We start from the raw sequence: 20,816 nt of genomic DNA, 5'->3' as shown, positions 1-20,816 counted from the left end.
TGTATGGATCCACGCACCTTTCCCACAAAAGGAAATCTCATGCTGGCAAAGAACTCTCTTGCTCTTGCAAAGCAAGGATATGATCTGATGGACAAAAAGCGGAACATTCTCATCCGGGAACTGATGGATCTGATCGATGAAGCACGCAATATACAGGACGAGATCGACAATACATTTACGTATGCCTATCGCTGTCTGCAGCGTGCCAATATCGAACATGGGATCAGCATGGTCGATCAGCTCGCCTACACCGTCCCCATTGAAAATTCGATCACGATCCAGACAAGAAGTATCATGGGTACCGAAATCCCCCATGTAAAATATATTCCTGATGACAAGACACCCACATATTCCTTTGGAACAACGCACGAGTCCATTGATACTGCCAGGGAAGCTTTCCGCAAGGTAAAAGATCTGACCGTCAAACTTTCCATGGTAGAAAACGCAGCCTATCGGCTAGCCTCTAATATCAAAAAAACACAAAAACGTGCCAACGCATTGCAAAATATCACGATCCCTATGTACTCTCAATTGGTATATACTATCACGAATGCGTTAGAAGAAAAAGAAAGAGAAGAATTCACACGACTAAAAGTGATCAAAAAAATGAAGATGAAAAAAGGGTAGCTTTAGCTGCCCTTTTCTCTATTCTGGATATTTCATATGTCTTAGTATTTCATTCCCCATTCTTTGCGCATCCCATCCATCAGACGCAGGACTTCTAAAGTTTCCTCATGGGGCAGCTTAGGACATTCTTTCCATCCGTTTTCCAGAGCCTGCCTGCAGCATTCCACTTCATATTCTAAACCGCTGATCTGCTCCGGCATATAGATCTGCTCCTGGCAGATATAACTACGGTCATACCGTGCGATCTTTTCCGGATTATTGATATTCGTAATCTCTATATATCCTTCTTCCCCATACAGGACTGCGCGTCTGTCCAAAGCAGCGCACATACTGCTATGTAGTACCGCTATGCGCCCTTCATCAAATTCCAGCGTCATACCTTCAGCCAGATCCACACCCAGTTCTGACAAAACAGCTGTGGAAGACAACTGTTTTATTTGCCTTCCGAATATAAGCCTTGCAAAATGCAGCAGATATATCCCCAGATCCAAAAGTGCTCCGCCCGCGCTTCCGGGTTCTCTCAGCCTTGGAACATGCTGAATAGAATATCCCAGATTCGCTGTCATAGAAGAAATACGGCCAACTTTCCCTTCCTTTATCATTTCTTGCAGGCTATCCACAAAAGGCATATATCTTGTCCACAAAGCCTCTGTTATAAAACAGCCTTTTTTCTCTGCCAGCGCAAAAATCTCTTCTGCCTGTTTTGCGCAGACAGCAAACGGTTTTTCACATAAAACAGCTTTACCGTATTCCAGGCATATTTTCATATGTTCATAATGCATACTATGAGGTGATGCGATATAAACCAGATCCACTTTCGGATCCTTTACCATATCCTCATATCGCTCAAAGGCTCGCCTGACAGCATACTTTGCCGCAAATTCCTGTGCCTTTTCCTTGGTCCTGGACGCCGCTGCATACAGGCAGACATCTTGCATTTTCCCTATCGTTTCCGCCATCTTCCCTGCAATGGCTCCCGTACCAAGAATCGCTATATTCAGCATGTCAACTTCCTTTCTTTTATGCAGTCTTACGCTCTTTTAAATACATAGGGCAATATATGATACAGATATTGATATACCGCTTCGTATGCGTGCACTTCCCCTTCTGCCAGCAGATAGTGAAAATTCCCCTTAGCAAGGTCTTCATTCTCCACAAATATGTCCGGGTATTTCCGCATCGCACCGACTTGTCCGTTTAACGCCTCATACGCAATATCCTTCGTTCCGGTCGCCGTATAGATAAAATATTCCTCTGGTTTATAACCGGAAGATACCGCCTGCTCACATAGAGCCCTCGCTGTTTCCTCTGGCTTTGTCAGTCCGCCCTGTCCTTCTATTTCCCAACAATCCCCACTTAACGGCACATAATAGGCAAAATAGTTTATATTGTGCAAAAAGGCAAACCAGGTCGCTGCTCCTCCCATGGAAAAACCACAGATCCCCCTATGCATCCTTGACCGTTGGAAACCTTCGGGCGTTATTTCTTCTGTATAGGTATGATACTGACTTTCTATGGCAGGAAGCAGGTCTTCTCTTAATTCTTTTTGGAAAAATAGGACACGGCTGCGTTCTATATCTCTGACCGGAGGGCCATTTCTTCCTATTTTTTCTTTATAGAAGGACGGAAATACAACAAGCAGAGGTTCCACCTCTTTTGTATCGATCATATAGTCCAACATATTCTTTATCTTGCAGCAATCCAGCCACGCATCGGGGTTGCCTCCGCCTCCATGTATGACATAAAGCACATTGTATTTTTTGTTTTTTTCTTCCTGCTCATACCCATATGGCAGATATATATTCGCATATTTTTCTCTCAGTTCTCCCGCTTCATTCGTCGTCGTATATGTAATTTTCGTGATCGTCCCCCGCCGGTTTACGTCATGATAGGTGTATTTTTCCATCACTTTTTCCTCCCATCCTTTTATATTTCTTTGCATTTTCTATGTATCCTGCTCAAACTTGCTAAGAATGTTTGCAAGCAAGTGGCTTTTTGCGGCCAGCACAAGCGCGCCTGCGATCAGCCATATAAAAAACGCATAGAGGGGCCATCGCAGACACAAAATCAGTACCATAAGATTACAAAGTACACAAAGAGCGCCTGCCCAGAATTTTCCTATACCGATCATAAAAGCACATTTCATGATCCTAAGCGTCCCTGCATGAAATCTCGCCAACAACGAAAAAAGATAGATCCCTACGATCGCTGACAGGAAAGTTACGACCGCGATCACCGCCAGCAGTACATAGGACAGCAGACCAAAATTCGTATGCAAGACGATGTACCAATCTATTCCTAATATCAGGATCCCTGCCAGAGCGATTAATTCCAGGAGCATCCCCTGCTTAAAATTCTCCCGAAAAGATTTCCAAAAAGCCCGCATAACATGCGGGGATTCTTTCCGCGCGATCTTCATCGCCGTATAATATTTCGCAGTAAGAGCCGGTCCGATCGTAAGGATTGGAAGCGAAAATGCCAGACTCAGGAACAGCAGCTGCATATACTCAAAAAATGTATCTAAAAGCTGCATCATTTTATTATCCGCACTAAAAAAGCCCATATATTCCTCCTTGTTCTCACTGCCTTACATATTGACTGGCGGTATAAGTTCCGCTGTTTTTCCTGGCTGTACTTCCACATATTCCTGCGTGAACATGCCTCCTATATACACAGAAACTGCCGATGGATTATATACAGTCTGTGCGTCTGCGCTGAAGATTAATCTACGGTATGCTTCTACATATTCTTGTATTTCTCCATTGGTCGCATACCATACATCTGCATGTCCGCTCATCTTCTCAAGAAACCGTTCCATATATTCCCAGTTTTCACATTGATCAAACTCATAACTATGCCCCCACACATAGAAAAGTTTTGCAGGTGTCAACAAAGAAAAATACAGGTCATCCGACAGGAAAGAATCTGCAAGCGCAAATAACTTCTCATCATTGTGATGGCAAGTCGGATCCCAAGTAAGGAAATCCTGTGGGATCGCAAAACTATATGTCGAGGTGATCGTTCTGGCGTATCGGATCCCGGATACCTGCAGCGCGCGCCGTGTTGTATCGTCATGGGCGCCAAATGCATATGCATATCCTGTGACAGGCTTTTGCAGCAATTCTTCCAGCGATCTTCTGCTGTCCAATGCCTCGGCGGCAGCACGAGCCGGATCCATCCCGGTCATACATACATGGTACTGTCCATGTGCTGCGATCTCATGATTTTTATATACTTGTCTGGCATCTTCTCCTCCTAATTTAATATGCGGCACTTCCTTTTTTCCGGCCGCCACTGTTCCTCTTTGTCCGAACAGTCCCGGATTCAAATTAAATGTCGCTTTGATATGATAGGTATCCAGCAAGGTCACCAGCTTCCTGTCCTGTTGGATCCCATCATCATAACTCAGTGTAAATGCCTTCCTTTTCCCCTTTGGAAAAAGAAGCCTGTCATTGACTTGTAAACTCATAATCTCCTCCTGTCTGCTCCTGTTTTCCCTCTCTTCGTTTTCTGGCTTCTTATTTCAGCAGATCTTTGATCAGACGCGCCATATTCACAGATAAAGAAGCCGGATGATCCGTCGCGTACATCACATGATTGCAGACCGACACATGCCGCCCCAAGATTTCCTGACAAAACCATGCAGCCGAGATATACAGCATGCCTTCTCGTTCGATCGGCTCGCAAAACATCGCCTGTACTCTGTTATCCAAAGTACACCCGATACAGCCTCTGGCAATCTGCAAGATCCGGCCGTCCTCCAGTTTCATCTGTCCCCAGCCATCCTTTTCTTCATATGATGCATGCACCATATCTGCTAAAAAAGCAGCAGGTATCATACAGTATTCTCCCCGTACTTTTGCATCTCCATGAAGACCGTGATATTTCAACTTCTGCCATGTCAATGCCTTTGCGGGAAGTTTGACTCTTTCATTGTTCACCCATGCATAAGTACCGCCTTCTGCTGCCGCGAATACACATCTGTCTCCTTCTCTTGCCATCTCCGGTTCCATATAGCCACTGGTTCCATCTTCATTTCTTTTAATACCAGAAAAGAAATAATCCCATACAAGTTCCGCTTCATCGAAAGTCTGTCCGTGATCTCGATTCTTCACATCCCGAAATACATAGTCAGCTTTTTTCCCCTTATAAAAAGCAAAATTATTTTCTCCGCATATTTTAAGCTGTGGAAGTTCCTCGCACCCATTGATCCTGAGCCAATATTCCCGATTTTTTGCCACAACATCTTCCACAGTGTCTGTACTTCCCGGAGGCGCCTGGTCAAATTCCATCCGCGCCTGCCATACCGGAAGCGGTCCGCCGGCATTGACGGGCCGATCTTTTTCATCAAACAAAAGTCCAATCGTACTCGGCCCTGCCGATCCTGCCATTGCCGCAAACCGATTGCCGAAATGCCTTCCCATCATAGCCGTCATAGCGTTTCCCAAGGACATGCCCTGCATATAAACCCGTTCCTCATCGATGTTATATTTTTCTTTCATCCGATGGAGCAATTGAAAAATCATACGGACATCCTTATTTTCATGGACATCATCCGGAAAGTCATGCATATATATGCCTTCTTCGTTTGGCTCTGACAGTTGTTTAAATAATCTCCTCTCACATTCTATCTGCCAGAATCTGCGGCTATGAGCATTGGGATATACCACGATAAAACCTTCCCTGTCTGCCACAAGGGACCATGATGTATATACGCACTGTGCCCATCCCGTCATAATACCGCCATGCATAGAAAACACAAGCGGCGTCTTTTTCTTAGGATCATAGCTGTCCGGTACATATTCATACCATGTATCCTCCACATCATCCTCCACCAGGCATGCTTTCATTTCTTTTAAATTTTTCGGATACACCTGTGAATTATTTCCATTTTCATTGACAACAATCTCACTGTCTTTCAATTTTTCCGGCAGATATTCCCTGTTGTCATCATCCGGAATCCCTGCCAGCAGCTGTATTTTATCATTCATAAACAGTCTCTCCTTTCTCTGCGCTTATTTTTTTGATCCATTTTTCATTGCGCAGTCTGTAATAACATAATATACATTTCAAGATCTCATCTATCTTCAGCGCACAATATATCCAGAATGCCGGCGCCTTACAGACAACTCCTGCCAAGTATCCCAACGGCACACTTGCGATCCATAAGAACAAAATATCTGCGACCATAAGAAATCTCGTGTCTCCGCCTCCTCTTAGTACCCCTTTCGTGAGTATACTGTTGATCGAGCGGAAAAAGATAATAAAAGCTATGGCATACATAAGCTGCTGTGCCATCTGTCTCGTTGTCTCTGTAATGTTGTAACAGGCAATGATTGGGTTGGCCACCAGAAGGATCAGAACCCCCGCCGCGGCACCTACGATCATGCCCAGTCCGACAAAAGCATTTGCCTCTTCCTTTGCCTTATTCCGTTCTCCTCTTCCCAGTGTATGTCCGATCACAATACTGCTGGACTGCGCAATGCCCTGGGTCAAAACACTGCTCAGCTGCTGGATCACCGTTGTGATCGAATAGGCCGATACAAAGGCTGCTCCTATCCTGCCTGTCACCATCGCGATCAGATGATTTCCAAAACCCTGCAGCGTATCGCTGACCATAACAGGCAGCGCCACCTTGATAAATTCCTGGTTTAAATGCGTGCTCCTAAGAAAAATATCCCGTAGTCTGTAACGAATATGTTTCTCTTTACAGAGCAGATAACCAAATGTGATCCCAAACTCTAATATCCGTGCAAAAAGCGTACCGAGCGCAGCGCCTTTTGTCCCCATAGCGGGAAATCCTAGCTTTCCGAATATAAACACATAATTAAACCCTACATTTATAAAAAACGCAAGGATCGCCGTATACAACGGAACTTTTACCTGCCCGATACTCCGCAGTATGTTTGCTCCGATCAGCGACAGACCGTAGAAAATATAACAGTACACCGATATCTGTAAATACCGCAGGCCTTCTGCTATAACTGCCGCATCTGCAATATACATGCGCATGATAAACTCCGGAAAAAACAAAGTCACTGCCGTGAACAGCAGGCTGATCACGATACAATACCGCAAAGCTATGGATATCACCTTTTTCAATGCGTCTGTATCTTTCATTCCCCAGAAACGGGTTGCCAGGATAGACGCACCTTGCCCCAGCCCCATGCAGGCAAAGGTAAAGATATTGATAAACTGGTTTGCCAAGGATACCGCCGACAGCGCATTCTCTCCTAATGCTCCTACCATGATATTATCCATCATGTTTACGCTGATCGAGATCAGACACTGCAGGGTGATCGGAACTGCCAGCCGGATCGTCTTTCGATAAAAGTTCTTATCCGATGTAAACAGTTTCATAAATCTTCTCTCCTGGCTTTTCCTTTATAAACCAGCCAATCATCCTCCTGGTTGGCTCTGTATTTTAACGCCGTCATATACATCGTATCTCTTTGTTTTTCGAACCGCATCACCGTGCCTGTCCAGCTGTTCAGCCAGTGGATCTTGATCTCCAGCGTATACCCGTTTATAAACCTTGCTGTCGCACTGTATGCAGTAAGCTTTGGAAACACGTTATCTGTATGCTTAAGTTCCAGCTGCCCATCCATACGCGCAATAAACTCTGCATATCCGTTCACCTCGAATTTACACATATCCTCCTGTATTTCCAGTGTAAAAGATTCTATTTTGCTTTTCTTCTGTTTATCCCTGTATGGAATAAACATATCCTCTCTGCCCGGAGGCGCCAGTCCCAGCCACGGATTAGGATCGCCCTCTGTCACCTTATATCTGCCGCTCAACTCTACAGCAGGCCGGATAGTATTGGCGCAGTCCGGTTTATATTTCCTATTTTTTTCAAAATCCAACAGTTCCGCATATGCGGCAGGTTCTTCTTCCAGTTCTCCTTCTTCCATCTTTAAAAGAAGTTCTTCTTCGATCACATCTAGAGTTCTCTGTGGTCCATAAGGCACAATAGCGCCTTCATGGACTGCGACTGCGATTCCTTTTTCCGGCCAGAGGATACCATACTGTCCCTGACCACCGTCAAATCTGTATACACCTGGAATACTGCAAGCCCACAATTGATATCCATATCCGCATCTTCCGTCTTTCTGTTCAGGCGCGTCCTGAGTAGAAATCTGTACAGACAACGCTTCTTTTATAAATTGAGGATCTACTATTTGTTTTCCATTCCATTTTCCACCATTTAAATACAATAAGCACAATCTTAGATTATCTTCCGTAGTAGAAAAGGTGCCGGGTTCCGCATCTATCCCATCCGGCCATTTCAACCACACAAACCGCTCCGGATCAATGCCTATTTCCTGAAATAACCTTGGCGTCAGATACTCTTTTACATTCTGTCCCGTCTTCTTTTTGATCACCGCTGCCAGCATACAGGCTCCCGACGTATTATACAAAAATTTTGTTCCCGGTTTATGCGTTACAGGTGTCCGAAAATAATTTTCCAGCCAATTCTCTCCCATTTCAGGATGATGAGCATGCCCATTTGTCATTGTCAAAACATTTCGTATCGTGATTTCTTTGGCATATTCCGTAAGTTCTATCTTTTTCTCTTGTATCTCATCCTGAAATATATCTGCCATTTTCTCATCCAATGAAAGTTTTCCTTCCCTCAGCGCAATCCCGATGGCTGTCCCTGTATATGTTTTTCCCAATGAATGATTGGAATGGACTAAGTCTTTGTGGAAGGGAGACCAAAAGCATTCCGCAAAGACTTTCCCATATCTGGCCGCCATAAAGCCATTCATATGACTCCATTCATTCATAAGTTTTTCTATACATTTCTTTACCTGTCCACTGTGTATCCCTGCTTTTTCAGGTGATATCCTCTCTAATTCAAACTGCTGCCCCATGCTGTTCTCCTTTCCCATATTCTGCTTTTTCTTTCTTGCTCCTCGTAATATAAAAGAAAAAAACAAGCGCACCTAACAATAACATTCCGCAAATATCAAATATAGCTGTATATCCTGTTGTTCCGGCAAACATCTGTACCACAAACCCTCCGATCATAGGGCCGACCCCCTGACAGATATCTCCGCCCAGATAATAGGTGCTTGTCGCCACCCCACTTTTGTCTTTCCCCACTTCATTGATACATCCTGCCTGCAGGGACGGCTGGGCAGCGCCTTGTCCTAACGAACGAAGCACCCCTGTCAATAGGATAAAAAATAAGGTCTTGCTCCTTCCTAATATAAACATGGAAGACGCCGTCAGTATCAGCCCCGGCAAGACTGTGATCCGTATCCCCTTCTTGTCCATCAATTTGCCTGAGAAAGGACGGATAATAAACAGCACTACAGCACAGACTGTAAAGTAAAGGCTGACGCCCTTTACGCCGATTTCATCTGCATACATGACCAGATAAGACGCTATGATCCCATTTACAAACGAATAGGAACCCGCTACCAATGTAAAGGGAAGCGCTTTTACCGCTATAATATCCGTAAAACTGATCTTCTTTTTGACTGTACTTTTCTTCTTTGTCTCATGGAAAAAGCATAAGATCACATAGGCCGCCACAGTCAGAAGGGCAGCGATCAAAAATGTCGCCTTCATTCCCAGCGTATCTGCGATCGACAATCCGAATCCCGGTGCGATCGCTGAGCCTACTACCATTCCCAGTCCCAGATATCCGATGCCTTCTCCCATCTTATTAGGAGGGATATACTGGGATGCCAAGGATATCTGACAAGTCCCCGACAGAGCAAAGCCAATTCCATTGATAATACGAAAACCGATCAGAAGAGGAATTTCTGTCGTAAATGTAAAACCCAACAGACCGATTCCCATAAGCACATTACTCCATTTTAAAAGAGTGACATTACTCAATCTATCTGCCATAATCCCACTGAACGGTCTGCAGAATAAGGACGTCAGAGAAAACAATCCCACAATAAAGCCCGCAGCCGCAACTGTTGTCCCGATATTGACCAGATACTTGGAAAGAATCGTAGCGATCATATAGAATGAAAATGCATTCAGTGTATTTACGATCAATACCAGTATGTAATGTTTATTCCACAATCTATCTTTCATAATCTACCTAACCCTTTACTATTTTAAGTAATATGCTGAAAAATTGAGAGAGGGCATTGCCCTCCCTCATCTATACCGCCTTTTCCTCCGGTTTATTGTTCTGCCAGCCAAGCGTCAAGCTGCGCCTGCTTTTCTGCGATAATATCATCGATTCCCGCTGTCTTAAGATCTGCCTGGAACTGCGGCAGTGTAGAATCAATATCCACCTCTCCGTACATCAGCGGAGTGTAATACTGAGCAACTACATTTGCGCAGGCTGTCATTTGATCTGCCACCTTGGTAGAATCAAAGGAAAAGCCTAATGCCAGAGATTTATCGCAAGTTTTATTCTTTTCTAACATCTGGTCATAGATATCTTCCGGTTCCCAAGCCCATGTCTTGCAAAGCATGACATTTGGCCAATATGCCATAGAAGATGCTGCCCATCCAAGATCAGACATGCTGCTCTTTCCTTCCGGATAGACCATCTGTCCATTTTCGTCCAATTCATAATCCAAACCTTCCACACCATTTGCAACCAGCTGTGACGCTTCCGGATTCGTATAAAGCACCTTTAAAATACGCATCGCTGCTTCAGGTTCTTCGCAGAAAGAACTGATATGCCACATATATGTAGTCGCATCACTTGTTGTAGATAACGCGTCTGTTACCTGGATGCCTTCCAGTTCCAGATTATTGGTCGCCGCATTTATTTCTGTAGTTATTTCTGTATCCCAGCCATATCCCGGTGTTCCGTTTACGACTCCCATCAGCAGGTTCACAAGAGTCGCATTGTTATTGCTAAGAGGATCCGGACTGATTACGCCTGCTTCTTTCCATTCTTTGACATGATCCAGCCAGTTTAAGAAATACTCTGATTCATAAAAGTTCTCTACTGTCGTACTTTCCGTAGGATTCGTCAATACGCCGAGATAATTAGTGTCTCCTAAATAGTCAATACTTTTCGGTATCCAATATGCCTCTGTAGAGCCCGGAACATAATAACTATCCGGATTCGTTTCTTTTAATTTCAAAAGTGTATCGGAAAACTCATCAATACCAACTGCTGTATCCGGCTTCACTTCCACGCCTGCTGCCTGTGCGTCCTCTGCCTTTACCAAATACAGATTTTCTGTACAATAAGAATACATACATGGGATTCCGTACTGTTTGCCGTCTATCTTTCCACAGTCGTAATATTCTTCCATTCCATCTGCAAATAATTCTTTGATCTCAGCCCCGTCTGATTCGATTAAATCATCCAGGGCCATAGCCTGGCCATTTGCGACAAGATTAGATACGGATGTATACCAGAAAGAGTTAAACAAATCGAGGGAATCTTCTCCGCCTCCTGTCAGCATCAGATTCAGCTGTGTTGCCCAGTTTCCAAATTCCACCCCTACAAGATCCACTTCTGCCTGCGCTTCTTCACGCAGAATCTTATTTAGTTCCTCCTCAATCGCTTCTTCGTCCGGTGATGGGAATACTACAGAATACGCCATTCGGATCACCGGATAGTCGCCGTCTGTCTTTTTTGCTTCCTTTCCCTTATCCTTGTCGGATGAGCCGCATCCGGTAAACAGAGCCGCTACCATACTGGCTGCAAGTAAACTTGCAACTAACCGCTTCTTCATAACCTTTCCTCCTCTTCTCTTTGCATTTTTGTAATGCTTCTTCATCATCGTTTCGATGTCTTGCATTGACATCATAGCAAATCTTCTATTTTTGTCTCTATCGTTTTTTTGTCTCAAATCATCAATTTTTTAATATTTTCAAAAAATTATTTTCTATTTTCACCAAATATCCTTTTTTCATTCTATCCAACAACTGAATTTCGACAGTTTACAGCTGTTTTTTGATAGATTTTTGTGCATTTTTTCTATACATTAGTACTTAAACAGAAGGAATGATACATTTTAAGGAGGTTTTCTATGAAACTAGCAAAAACTAAAACTCAAAAGCGTAAGTTCTCGCTCCGGCGCATGAAACGCTATATGCCCTTATACCTCATGTTAGTACCGGGTCTGATCTATCTGATCATCAACAATTATCTGCCCATGGCCGGACTGTCCCTGGCATTTAAGAAAGTCAACTATTCCATCGGACTTTTCGACAGCCCCTGGTGTGGATGGGACAACTTTAAATTTCTATTTGGTACGAAAGATGCTTTCCTGATATTTAGAAATACAATCCTTTATAATCTCGCTTTTATCTTTATCGGAAATGCATTGGGTGTATTTGTGGCAATCTGTCTGGATTCTATCTATAATAAATTTTTCAAACGATTCAGCCAGGTGATCATTTTAATCCCGTATCTGCTCTCAACTGTTATCATCAGCTATATTGTATTTGCATTTTTAAGCGGAAATAACGGTTTTATGAACAACACTATATTGCCGCTATTCGGGATCGATCCGATCAGTTGGTACAATGAAGCAAAATACTGGCCTGTCATCATCGTACTGGTATATTTGTGGATGTCCTTCGGATACAGTTCTATCCTATATTATTCCACTTTGATCGGTATCGACAAATCCTACTATGAAGCTGCTGCCGTAGACGGGGCGGGTATCTGGGCGCAGATACGCCACATCACGCTTCCCGCGTTAAAGCCAACGATCATCATCCTGATCCTGCTCGCCATCGGACGTATTTGTTATTCCGACTTCGGTCTGTTCTATCAGGTGCCTATGAACAGCGGCCTTCTTTATTCTACAACGCAGACCATCGATACATATGTTTACCGTGCCTTGTTGGAATTAAATGATATCGGACGCTCTACAGCCGGAGGCTTCCTGCAGTCTATTTTAGGTTTTGTCTGTGTATTCACCGCTAACTTCGTTGTTTCTAAAATAGATAAAGACAGCAGCCTATTCTAATTGACAGGAGGAATTTTTCATGATTTGTAAGAATAAAATTTTTCGTTTTGTAATGGGAGTTCTCATGACCCTATTTGTATTGGCGTGTATCCTTCCATTTGTTTTGTTGATTTCTAGCTCCTTTACTTCTGAGGCCGCATTGATAAAAGAGGGGTATTCCTTTATTCCATCTGAATTTTCTCTGGCAGCCTATAAATATATCTGGAGTGTAAAAGGTGATATACTGCGCGCTTACGGGGTCAGCCTTTTCGTAACAGGATTCGGCACATTAGCAAGTGTCATCATGACCATGCTGTTTGCCTACCCACTGTCTCGCAAAGACCTGCCGGGAAGACGGATTATCTCTTTTATCCTGTTCTTCACTATGCTTTTTAATGGTGGATTTGTCCCGACCTATTTAATCTACTCCAATATCTTCCATATTACGGACACGATCTGGGCACTTATCGTTCCCTATCTGCTAATGAACGCTTTCTTTGTCATCATGGTACGTACATACATCAATTCAAATGTACCCAATGAAGTCATCGAGGCTGCTACCATCGACGGCTCAAGTGAAATGCATACGCTGATCAAAGTCGTAGTTCCCATGTCTAAACCGATCATTGGGACCATCGGTCTGATGACAGCCATCGCTTATTGGAATAACTGGACAAACGGTATTTACTTTATCCATACCAAACGGGAACTTTATGGAATCCAAAATTATCTAAACTCCGTACTTAGTAATATCTCCTTTTTGCAGACCCATACAGATCCCAGTGTTAAGATCACAGAACTTCCCAGTGTAAGTATCCGTATGGCATTGGCTGTGATCGCGCTTCTGCCGATATTGCTTGCGTATCCCTTCTTCCAGAAGTCTTTTGCTAAAGGGATCACTGTTGGTTCCGTAAAAGGTTAAAAAGGAGGAGACTATGAAAAAAATTGAAAATACCATCATGTTGATCACCTATGCAGACAGCATGAGTAAAAATTTAAAAGAGCTCGACGAAATCCTGGATAAGCAGTTTCCGGGCTGCATCGGAGGACTGCATATCCTGCCCTTTTATCCGTCTTCCGGGGACCGTGGATTTGCTGTGATCAATTACGACTCTGTAGACCCTGCCTTTGGAGATTGGAACGATATCGACCGGCTGGCAGATAAATATTATATGATGGCCGATTTTATGCTGAACCATATCTCTATCCGGTCTGCGGAATTTAAAGACTATATGGAGCGCGGTGACGCTTCTCCTTACCGGGATATGTTCATACACTGGGAAGAATTCTGGCCGGATGGAAATCCTACAGAAGAACAGTATCATAAATTATACCGCAGAAAAGCAAACTACCCCTATATCTCCTTTACAAGAAAGGACGGCAAAACGGTTCATCTTTGGAATACTTTTTTTGAAGAACAGATCGATATCGATCCCTATGCAGAGGCGACACAAGACTACTATGCAAGAAATCTAGGCACTTTAAAAAAACATGTTCCTCTCATCCGTTTCGACGCATTTGCTTATGCCTCCAAACGGCCCGGTACTTCCTGCTTTTTTGTAGAACCAGAAATTTGGGAAGTCCTGGAGATCGGCATGAAGCCCCTGCGTGAAACAGATACACAAATGCTGCCGGAAATACATGAAAATTATCAGATTCAACTGAAAATGGCCGATAAAGGATACTGGGTCTATGATTTTGCTCTTCCTATGCTGCTTCTCCATGGTCTGAAAAGTGGACGGACCGATCGGCTGATCCATTGGCTGCGCATATGCCCCCGCAAACAATTCACTACGCTAGATACCCATGACGGGATCGGTGTAGTCGATGTAGCCGGTCTGCTGACAGAAGAAGAAATCGATCTCGTCAGAGACGATGTAGACGATATTACAAAAGCAGCCAAACCTTACATTAAACTACCCAGCATGATCAAAACAGACGGAGGAAAATTTAAAAGTTACCAGCTCGGTTGTACCTACTATTCTGCGCTGCGCTGTGATGACAATGCGTATCTGATCGCAAGGGCCGTACAGTTTTATGCTCCCGGGATCCCGCAAGTCTATTATGTAGGACTTTTGGCAGGAGAAAATGACATAGAAAGTATGAAGACTAACCCAGATCCGCGCACTATCAACCGGCATACGTTTACCCGGGCAGAAATTGACACAGCTGTGCAAAAACCGGTCTGTCAGCAATTGTACAAGCTGATGCGTTTTAGAAATACATATGAAGCTTTTGATGGGGATATAGAGATCGGTGACGATAAAAAGGACGGCACACTGACGATCACATGGAAAAAAGATATTTTCCACACAACTTTGGAAGCGGACTTCAGGACACTTACCTACCGCATAACCTATTATGACGTACTTTCCAAAAGAGACTGCACACTGTAACAGCACTAATACTATCGCTATATAAAGGAGGTTATTATGTCACTTTTAACATATAACTTTGAAAGCCAATATTTAAATAACAATCATACGATCACCGTGATTCTGCCGGATAAAAAGAGAGATATTTCCCCGGAAGAATTTTACCGCAGCGGCAAGAAATATAAAGTCCTCTGGCTTTTGCACGGTACATTCGGAGATCATACGGACTGGATACGCAAAACCAACATCGAGCTCTACGCAGCAGAAAGAGATCTCGTTGTCGTATGCCCTAGCGCTTTAAATTCCAATTATTCCAACTGGCCAGACGCTATGATGGGCTACAATATGTATGACTATTTCACCAAAGAACTTATGCCTCTGGTCTACGGTTGGCTTCCTGTTTCTGACAAACGGGAAGATAACTTTATCGCCGGTCTTTCCATGGGCGGACGCGGTACGATCAAATTCGCGGTAAATTACCCGGAATTATTTGCCGCAGCAGCTGTTCTTTCCGCCGTTCCTGTTCCTTTTGATGAATTGCGTCCCGGACATCCCTGTATGATCATGGACACCGCTAATCCCCGCATGGTACAGACCATCCAAAATGCAGGCGGTTTTGATGCCTATGTAAATTCTGAAGAAAATGTCTGGGCGTTGATTGACCAACTGGCTCCTTCCAAAAAACTTCCTCGCCTTATGTTTGCCTGTGGGCACGATGACGCACTTCTCTATGAAAGATATCAGATCTTCCAGAAACACTGCCGAGAAATCGGGCTGGATGTCCACTGGTTTGATCTGCCAAACTATAAACATGAATGGAGATTCTGGGATCTTGCCATTCAGGAAGCCCTGACTTTCTTCGGTCTGACGGAAGACAGCTGCGGTAATCCTTTTTAGATCCTGTTTTTCTTATCATGCTCTGCGACGAGCAGAAGAGACTGTCGATTAATACCGATTTTTAGTCCCTAGATCTTAAAATAAGAATCTCCCGTAGAAAACCATATTTTTCACACTTGGTTTTCTACGAGAGATTCTTATTACTCTTCTTAATCTATGATTTCTTTCCTACTTAATATCCCATACACCGATAGGCAATGTCTCTGATCTGCGGATGTATTTCACTATAAACCTTCGGAAACCCAACCACATGCTGTGTATAAAAGATACTGATATGATTCACTGAATCGATCAAGACATAGGCTCCTGCCGCTCCGTCCCAGCCAAATTCACCGACCGGAGATTTGGCATATCTTTCGTCTGTCAGGACTCTGACTCCCAATCCGTATTCATATCCCTTCTTGCCGGTGGCCGCAAAATCTTTACTCATCTGTCCTGTCGTATATGGCACCGTGAACATCCTGACTGATTCTTCAGAAAGGATCCGCGCGCCATTCGCCCCCACGCCTCCATTACACAAAGCCTCTATAAAAGCGCTGTATGCATCGACTGTACCTGCTAATCCGGCGCCGCCGCTTTCATAATTTTCCGTAATCTTAAAGCCATCTGAAAGACTCCCGTCATCCGGCACAATATCATCTGTGCCAAACACACCCTTATATAATGCACAGATCCTGGATGCCGTCTGTTCGTCTTTGTCAAAATGGAAATAAAAGTCCTGTATACCCAAAGGTTCAAAAATATGTTTCTTTACGTAGTCGCCGTACCGTTCCCCCGACACAACTTCTACCACAGCTGCAAGAACATCGTGACATAAGCTATAGCAGAATCTGGTGCCTGGCTCATAAGCAAGCGGCATTTTGGCAATGGCCTTCATCACTTCTCTTGTTGTCGCCTTGTTGCCGGACTCTCTGCAGATTTCTTGTATTTCTTTTGCGTTCAGATCATAAGACAGACCGCCTGTCATCGTCATCAGATCAATGATCCGTATTGCATGATGCGCATAATGGCACGGCTCATCAGAAGTCGGCCACTTTACAGGAAAGCCAAACTCAAATTGGTCTGCGACTTTCATCTGCCCGAATTCCGGGAGATATTTTCTCACTTCATCGTATAATTCTATCTTTCCTTGTTCTATTTGCTGCATCACCGCTGTCATAGTGACCACTTTTGTAGCAGAAAACAAACGATAGATTGTTTCTTTGCTGACTTTAGATGTTCTTTCATAATTGGCATATCCTGCCATATGACGATATACCGTTTCATGTTCCTTTGTGATCTTACAATCTACTGCCGGGATACCATATTTCTTGTACAAAGAATCTATATATTCTGTTAACTCCTTAAAATCCATATTCCTTATTTTACCGCCCTTCTTGTCATTTTGCGTGCTTTTTCGTCTGATCAGGCGTACCGGGAGGATCATACGTCTTGGTCTCTCTCGTTTCTCAATCTCTTTCATCAGCTGCACTGCTGCGGCCGCTCCCATCTCATAGACAGGCTGCGCAACAGAAGTGATGTCCAATAATTCAGAAAATTCCAGCCCGTCGTAAGAAAGGATCGGAAACTTGTCAAATATTTTCTTCTGTTTTATCTTCGTACCACAAAACAGACTGGCCGCCAAAGCATCTCCTGTGATAAATATCCCGTCTGTCTGCGGATACGCTTTCAAGCCCTGCAAAAAAAGCCTTTCCACTTCTGCTTTATCTTCCGCATCACAGGAAGCCGGAAAATAATGCGCCGTTACGCCCAGACTTTTACAGCGATTGAAAAACCCAATATTTCTTCCATGCATAGCCATATACTCCGGTGTTTTATCTCCAAACAATGCCGGATTGGAACAGCCTGCCGCATACAATTCTTCTGCTGCCAAAACGCCTCCGGCATAATTATCGGAAGTCACTACAGACAAGCCTTGTATCTCTCTGTCAATACTGACAATAGGCATGCTCATCTTTCCAGTGTAAATCGCGGTATCACCTAACCGGCTGCACACGATGATCCCATCCACTTTATTAGCCTCCAGCATAGCTACCATCTCTATCTCCCGACTTTCGTTCTCTCCAGTCCTACAAAGCATCAACTTATAGCCATTTTGCTGACATACTGACTCCACTGCCTCGATCAGTTTACCAAAAAAAGAGTACTGTATAGAGGGCACGATCAAGCCAATGATATTGCTCTTTTTCTTCTGTAAGGCACGTGCCATCTCATTCGGCTGATACTGCAAGGCTTTCATAGAAGCATATACTTTCTTCCTCGTCTTCTCACTGATCGGCCCCCTATTGTTAATGATTCTAGATACAGTCGCAATCGAAACGCCTGCATGTTTTGCTACATCTTTAATCGTTGCCATATTGAACAATACCCTCTTTTTTATCAAATATCCTTTTTATTTTTTTACGTGTGAGATCATCCAGTCTAGTATTCCTTTTTCGTTGTGCAAAGTTAAGATCCAACTATTGTGATTTTCCGCATCCAGCTCTTTTGCCGTCAGTCCCGGCGTTGTTCCAATTCCATACTTCTCCAGTTCTTCCGGCAGATATATGGTGTATTTCACATCTTTTCTTCCCTGTTCCCATAAGTGACTGCAGGCATTCAAAATGTATGCGTGCCGGCCATGCTGATGATCCATATACGCCGTAGAGATCCATACAGGTACATCCGGCCAATGCAGCAGCTGTGTATAGCTTTCTCCATTCATGCTCGGACAGATCGGAAGCGCTGCCGCAAATAGATCCGGCGCTGTCGAAACCGCATTGATCGTTCCGCCGCCTCCCATACTCATGCCGATCACATACACTCTTCTACCGTCTACATTTCCTTCTTTGATCATCTGTCGAATGATATCCGTTACCTTTCCCAGATAGTCTCGGTTCCATCCACGTTCTCCTTTCAAAGCAAAAGGAGTCATCCCCACTTCCACGCGGAAAGGATTACCCCGCTTTTTCATGACCTCGAAATTCTCTTGCATGCTTAAGCTTCCTGCCGGAGCCTGCGGCGCCATAATATACATTTCCGGCCATCTCTGCGCCAATTTCAAAGCTCCCAGAGTCCCTGTCATCTGTATAAGATTGTCCGCACCACATTCTCCGCCTCCATGTAAGAAAAGCACAAGCGGCCTGGGGTCTCTCCCTTCCGGTTCATACAAACGATAGGAAACACCATTTTCCTCTTTTTCAACAAATGTATCCAGATCTTCTACAATAACCTCATCTATCTCCTGCTTTGTCACACAGATTTTTTCCTCTCCGATCTTGCCCGTCAGCTTAAAATCATATCTGTACAGAAAAGGGTCTACTCGCAAATTGATACTGTTCTTTTCTTTCTCCACAGATAAAATTCCTTTTGACAGAGCTTTCCCGCTCAGGTCACAGTAATGTCCCTGCAGCTCAAATGCAGTATCCTTGTCGTTTATTTCATTATCTTCTATAAATTTTATATTGTCAACTGTCTGCCCATAGTCATCTATATGGGTATATACTCTCACTTTCCTCATCATTTTTCCTCCTCAAACAAACCTTTGATCAAGTCTGCCATAAATGTCGATAAATCCACAAAATGATCTGTAATGTACATGACTCCATTACAAAAAGATACATGCAGACCATAAAAATATTTGACAAACCATTCTATCGAAACAAGAAGCTCACCTTCTCTTTGAATCGCTTCACAGTACATACTTCTGAGCGTATCATCAATCACACAGCCGATACTTCCTCTCGCAAACTGCAGGCGTCTTTCATCCTCCAGCCGCATATTTACAACCGTTCCATTTTCTTTTTCTTCATATGACGCATGGAATACTTCCGCAAGGAAAGAAAGAGGAACACACAAGTAAGAACCTCTGACCAATTCCGCTCCCTGCAGTCCGTGATATTTCAATTTATCCCATTTCACCACTTTTGCATGCAGCGGCACGACCTTATTTTTATACCATGCTTTAGCATATCCTTCTGCGACAGCAATAGCAAATGCATCTCCGATTCTTTCTAATTTACTCTTTTCATGCGTGATCGTACCATCTGCATTTCTCCTTGTACCAGAAAATAAGTAATCCCAATACAAAAAAGCTTCATCCAACGTCTGGCCATGATCTCTGTTTTTTATATCCAGATACACAAGATCTGCCTTCCTGCCTTTGTAGAAGGCGAAATTATCTTCTCCTATAATACGGATCTGCGGTATTTCTTCGCACTCGTTGATTTTCATCCAATAGATACGATTCTTCTTATTAATCTCAAATTCATCATACTCTTTTCCGGGCGGCAGTCCATTCTTCTCCGGCCTAGACTGCCATATAGCCAGATGCCCTGCTTTATTGATAAGATTTCCTTCTTCATCGAACAGCATCCTAAGTTCACAAGGACCTCCCGATCCTGCGGCGCCGGCCAGAATATGCCCGTATTGCCGTGCAAACTGTCCGGTCATGATATTTCCCATAGACATTCCCTGCATAAAGATACGCCCTGGATCAATATGATATTTTTTCTGCATTTTTTCAATCAATGCCAGGATCATATTCATATCATGATTTTCTTCTATCTTATCCGGCGGCTGTATGATCGGCAGATCCGGAGCCGCTGCAGGATCAAAATTATCAAACACGCCATAATTTGCCCACATTCTTTTTTCATGCGCATCCGGGAAAAGGCAAATAAAACCTTCCCTCTCTGCCACCAATGTCCAGGAAGTATAGACCGCATGTCCCCAGCCCGTCATCAAACCTCCATGAAGACCGATCACCAAAGCTGTTTCTTTTGAAGGATCGTACGTACTTGGAACATATTCATACCAGGTATCCTCCACTCCATCGATCACGATTTCCCTGTATTCCTGCAGTCTTTTGGGATATACCAGGGAATTATTTCCATTTTCATTCACAACAATATCTGTATGTTTTAATTTTTCCGGAAGATATTCTCTATTTGCATCATCCGGTATACCCGGCAAAATCTTTACCTCTGCCATATCCTCGTCGAGAAGACTTTGTCTCGACTTTTCACATCCTTTCATCCTA

17 protein-coding genes are annotated in these 20,816 nt (G+C 43.7%); 5 read left to right on the top strand and 12 right to left on the bottom strand.

What is annotated here, in order from left to right:
- Positions 1-3 precede the first annotated feature (3 nt).
- Positions 4-627, top strand: coding sequence for a V-type ATP synthase subunit D (locus BN3282_RS06205; RefSeq protein WP_059067520.1), 624 nt, complete (start codon positions 4-6; stop codon positions 625-627).
- A 41-nt stretch (positions 628-668) separates the two neighbouring features.
- Here the strand turns inward: BN3282_RS06205 and BN3282_RS06200 are convergent, their stop codons facing one another.
- From BN3282_RS06200 to BN3282_RS06160, 9 genes are all read right to left on the bottom strand, one after another.
- The gene (locus BN3282_RS06200; protein ID WP_059067518.1) at positions 669-1,631 is read right to left on the bottom strand and encodes a Gfo/Idh/MocA family protein; all 963 of its coding nucleotides are present in this window, start codon (positions 1,629-1,631) and stop codon (positions 669-671) included.
- A gap of 26 nt (positions 1,632-1,657) precedes the next feature.
- Positions 1,658-2,533, bottom strand: a complete 876-nt coding sequence (locus BN3282_RS06195; RefSeq protein ID WP_162858223.1) for an alpha/beta hydrolase — start codon at positions 2,531-2,533, stop codon at positions 1,658-1,660.
- Between the two features lie 39 nt (positions 2,534-2,572).
- Complete coding sequence (locus tag BN3282_RS06190) at positions 2,573-3,190, bottom strand: YesL family protein (protein ID WP_059067514.1); 618 nt, start codon at positions 3,188-3,190, stop codon at positions 2,573-2,575.
- 24 nt (positions 3,191-3,214) lie between these two features.
- The gene (locus BN3282_RS06185) at positions 3,215-4,096 is read right to left on the bottom strand and encodes a polysaccharide deacetylase family protein (protein WP_059067512.1); all 882 of its coding nucleotides are present in this window, start codon (positions 4,094-4,096) and stop codon (positions 3,215-3,217) included.
- 49 nt (positions 4,097-4,145) lie between these two features.
- Positions 4,146-5,618, bottom strand: a complete 1,473-nt coding sequence (locus BN3282_RS06180; protein WP_059067510.1) for a CE1 family esterase — start codon at positions 5,616-5,618, stop codon at positions 4,146-4,148.
- Complete coding sequence (locus BN3282_RS06175; RefSeq protein WP_059067508.1) at positions 5,611-6,987, bottom strand: MATE family efflux transporter; 1,377 nt, start codon at positions 6,985-6,987, stop codon at positions 5,611-5,613. The genes BN3282_RS06180 and BN3282_RS06175 overlap by 8 nt, the downstream gene beginning before the upstream one ends.
- Positions 6,984-8,504 (bottom strand): serine hydrolase domain-containing protein, encoded by a 1,521-nt coding sequence (locus tag BN3282_RS06170; RefSeq protein ID WP_059067506.1) that lies wholly within the window; start codon positions 8,502-8,504, stop codon positions 6,984-6,986. The genes BN3282_RS06175 and BN3282_RS06170 overlap by 4 nt, the downstream gene beginning before the upstream one ends.
- Complete coding sequence (locus BN3282_RS06165) at positions 8,488-9,687, bottom strand: MFS transporter (RefSeq protein WP_059067504.1); 1,200 nt, start codon at positions 9,685-9,687, stop codon at positions 8,488-8,490. The genes BN3282_RS06170 and BN3282_RS06165 overlap by 17 nt, the downstream gene beginning before the upstream one ends.
- Positions 9,688-9,779: 92 nt before the next feature.
- Positions 9,780-11,300 (bottom strand): ABC transporter substrate-binding protein, encoded by a 1,521-nt coding sequence (locus BN3282_RS06160; RefSeq protein ID WP_162858222.1) that lies wholly within the window; start codon positions 11,298-11,300, stop codon positions 9,780-9,782.
- 297 nt (positions 11,301-11,597) lie between these two features.
- Here BN3282_RS06160 and BN3282_RS06155 point away from each other — a divergent pair, with 297 nt between their 5' ends.
- From BN3282_RS06155 to BN3282_RS06140, 4 genes are read left to right on the top strand one after another with little or no spacing between them, the layout of a single operon-like run.
- The gene (locus tag BN3282_RS06155) at positions 11,598-12,545 is read left to right on the top strand and encodes an ABC transporter permease (RefSeq protein WP_059067500.1); all 948 of its coding nucleotides are present in this window, start codon (positions 11,598-11,600) and stop codon (positions 12,543-12,545) included.
- Positions 12,546-12,564: 19 nt separating this feature from the next.
- Entirely contained in the window at positions 12,565-13,446 is an 882-nt protein-coding gene (locus BN3282_RS06150; RefSeq protein WP_059067499.1) for a carbohydrate ABC transporter permease, read from the top strand.
- Positions 13,447-13,459: 13 nt separating this feature from the next.
- A complete protein-coding gene (gtfA, locus tag BN3282_RS06145) occupies positions 13,460-14,920 on the top strand; it encodes a sucrose phosphorylase (RefSeq protein ID WP_059067496.1) in 1,461 nt (486 codons plus the stop codon).
- A gap of 36 nt (positions 14,921-14,956) precedes the next feature.
- Positions 14,957-15,796 carry an alpha/beta hydrolase gene (locus BN3282_RS06140; protein WP_059067494.1) on the top strand — a complete coding sequence of 280 codons (840 nt, stop codon included), beginning with the start codon at positions 14,957-14,959 and terminating at the stop codon, positions 15,794-15,796.
- A 172-nt stretch (positions 15,797-15,968) separates the two neighbouring features.
- Here BN3282_RS06140 and BN3282_RS06135 read toward each other — a convergent pair whose 3' ends face one another.
- Genes BN3282_RS06135 through BN3282_RS06125 form a run of 3 tightly spaced genes read right to left on the bottom strand, consistent with a single transcriptional unit; the run spans position 15,969 to position 20,812 of the window.
- Positions 15,969-18,152 (bottom strand): serine hydrolase, encoded by a 2,184-nt coding sequence (locus tag BN3282_RS06135; RefSeq protein WP_059067492.1) that lies wholly within the window; start codon positions 18,150-18,152, stop codon positions 15,969-15,971.
- A 36-nt stretch (positions 18,153-18,188) separates the two neighbouring features.
- Positions 18,189-19,295, bottom strand: a complete 1,107-nt coding sequence (locus tag BN3282_RS06130) for a carboxylesterase family protein (RefSeq protein ID WP_059067491.1) — start codon at positions 19,293-19,295, stop codon at positions 18,189-18,191.
- Positions 19,295-20,812, bottom strand: a complete 1,518-nt coding sequence (locus tag BN3282_RS06125; protein WP_242866610.1) for a CE1 family esterase — start codon at positions 20,810-20,812, stop codon at positions 19,295-19,297. Before BN3282_RS06125 ends, BN3282_RS06130 begins: the two co-directional genes overlap by 1 nt.
- Positions 20,813-20,816: the final 4 nt, after the last annotated feature.

Origin of the sequence: Mediterraneibacter massiliensis, from assembly GCF_001487105.1 — a bacterium.
GTDB lineage: Bacteria > Bacillota > Clostridia > Lachnospirales > Lachnospiraceae > Mediterraneibacter > Mediterraneibacter massiliensis.
Note: the sequence above shows the minus strand (reverse complement) of the source record. Positions and strands in the feature narration are given on the sequence as shown.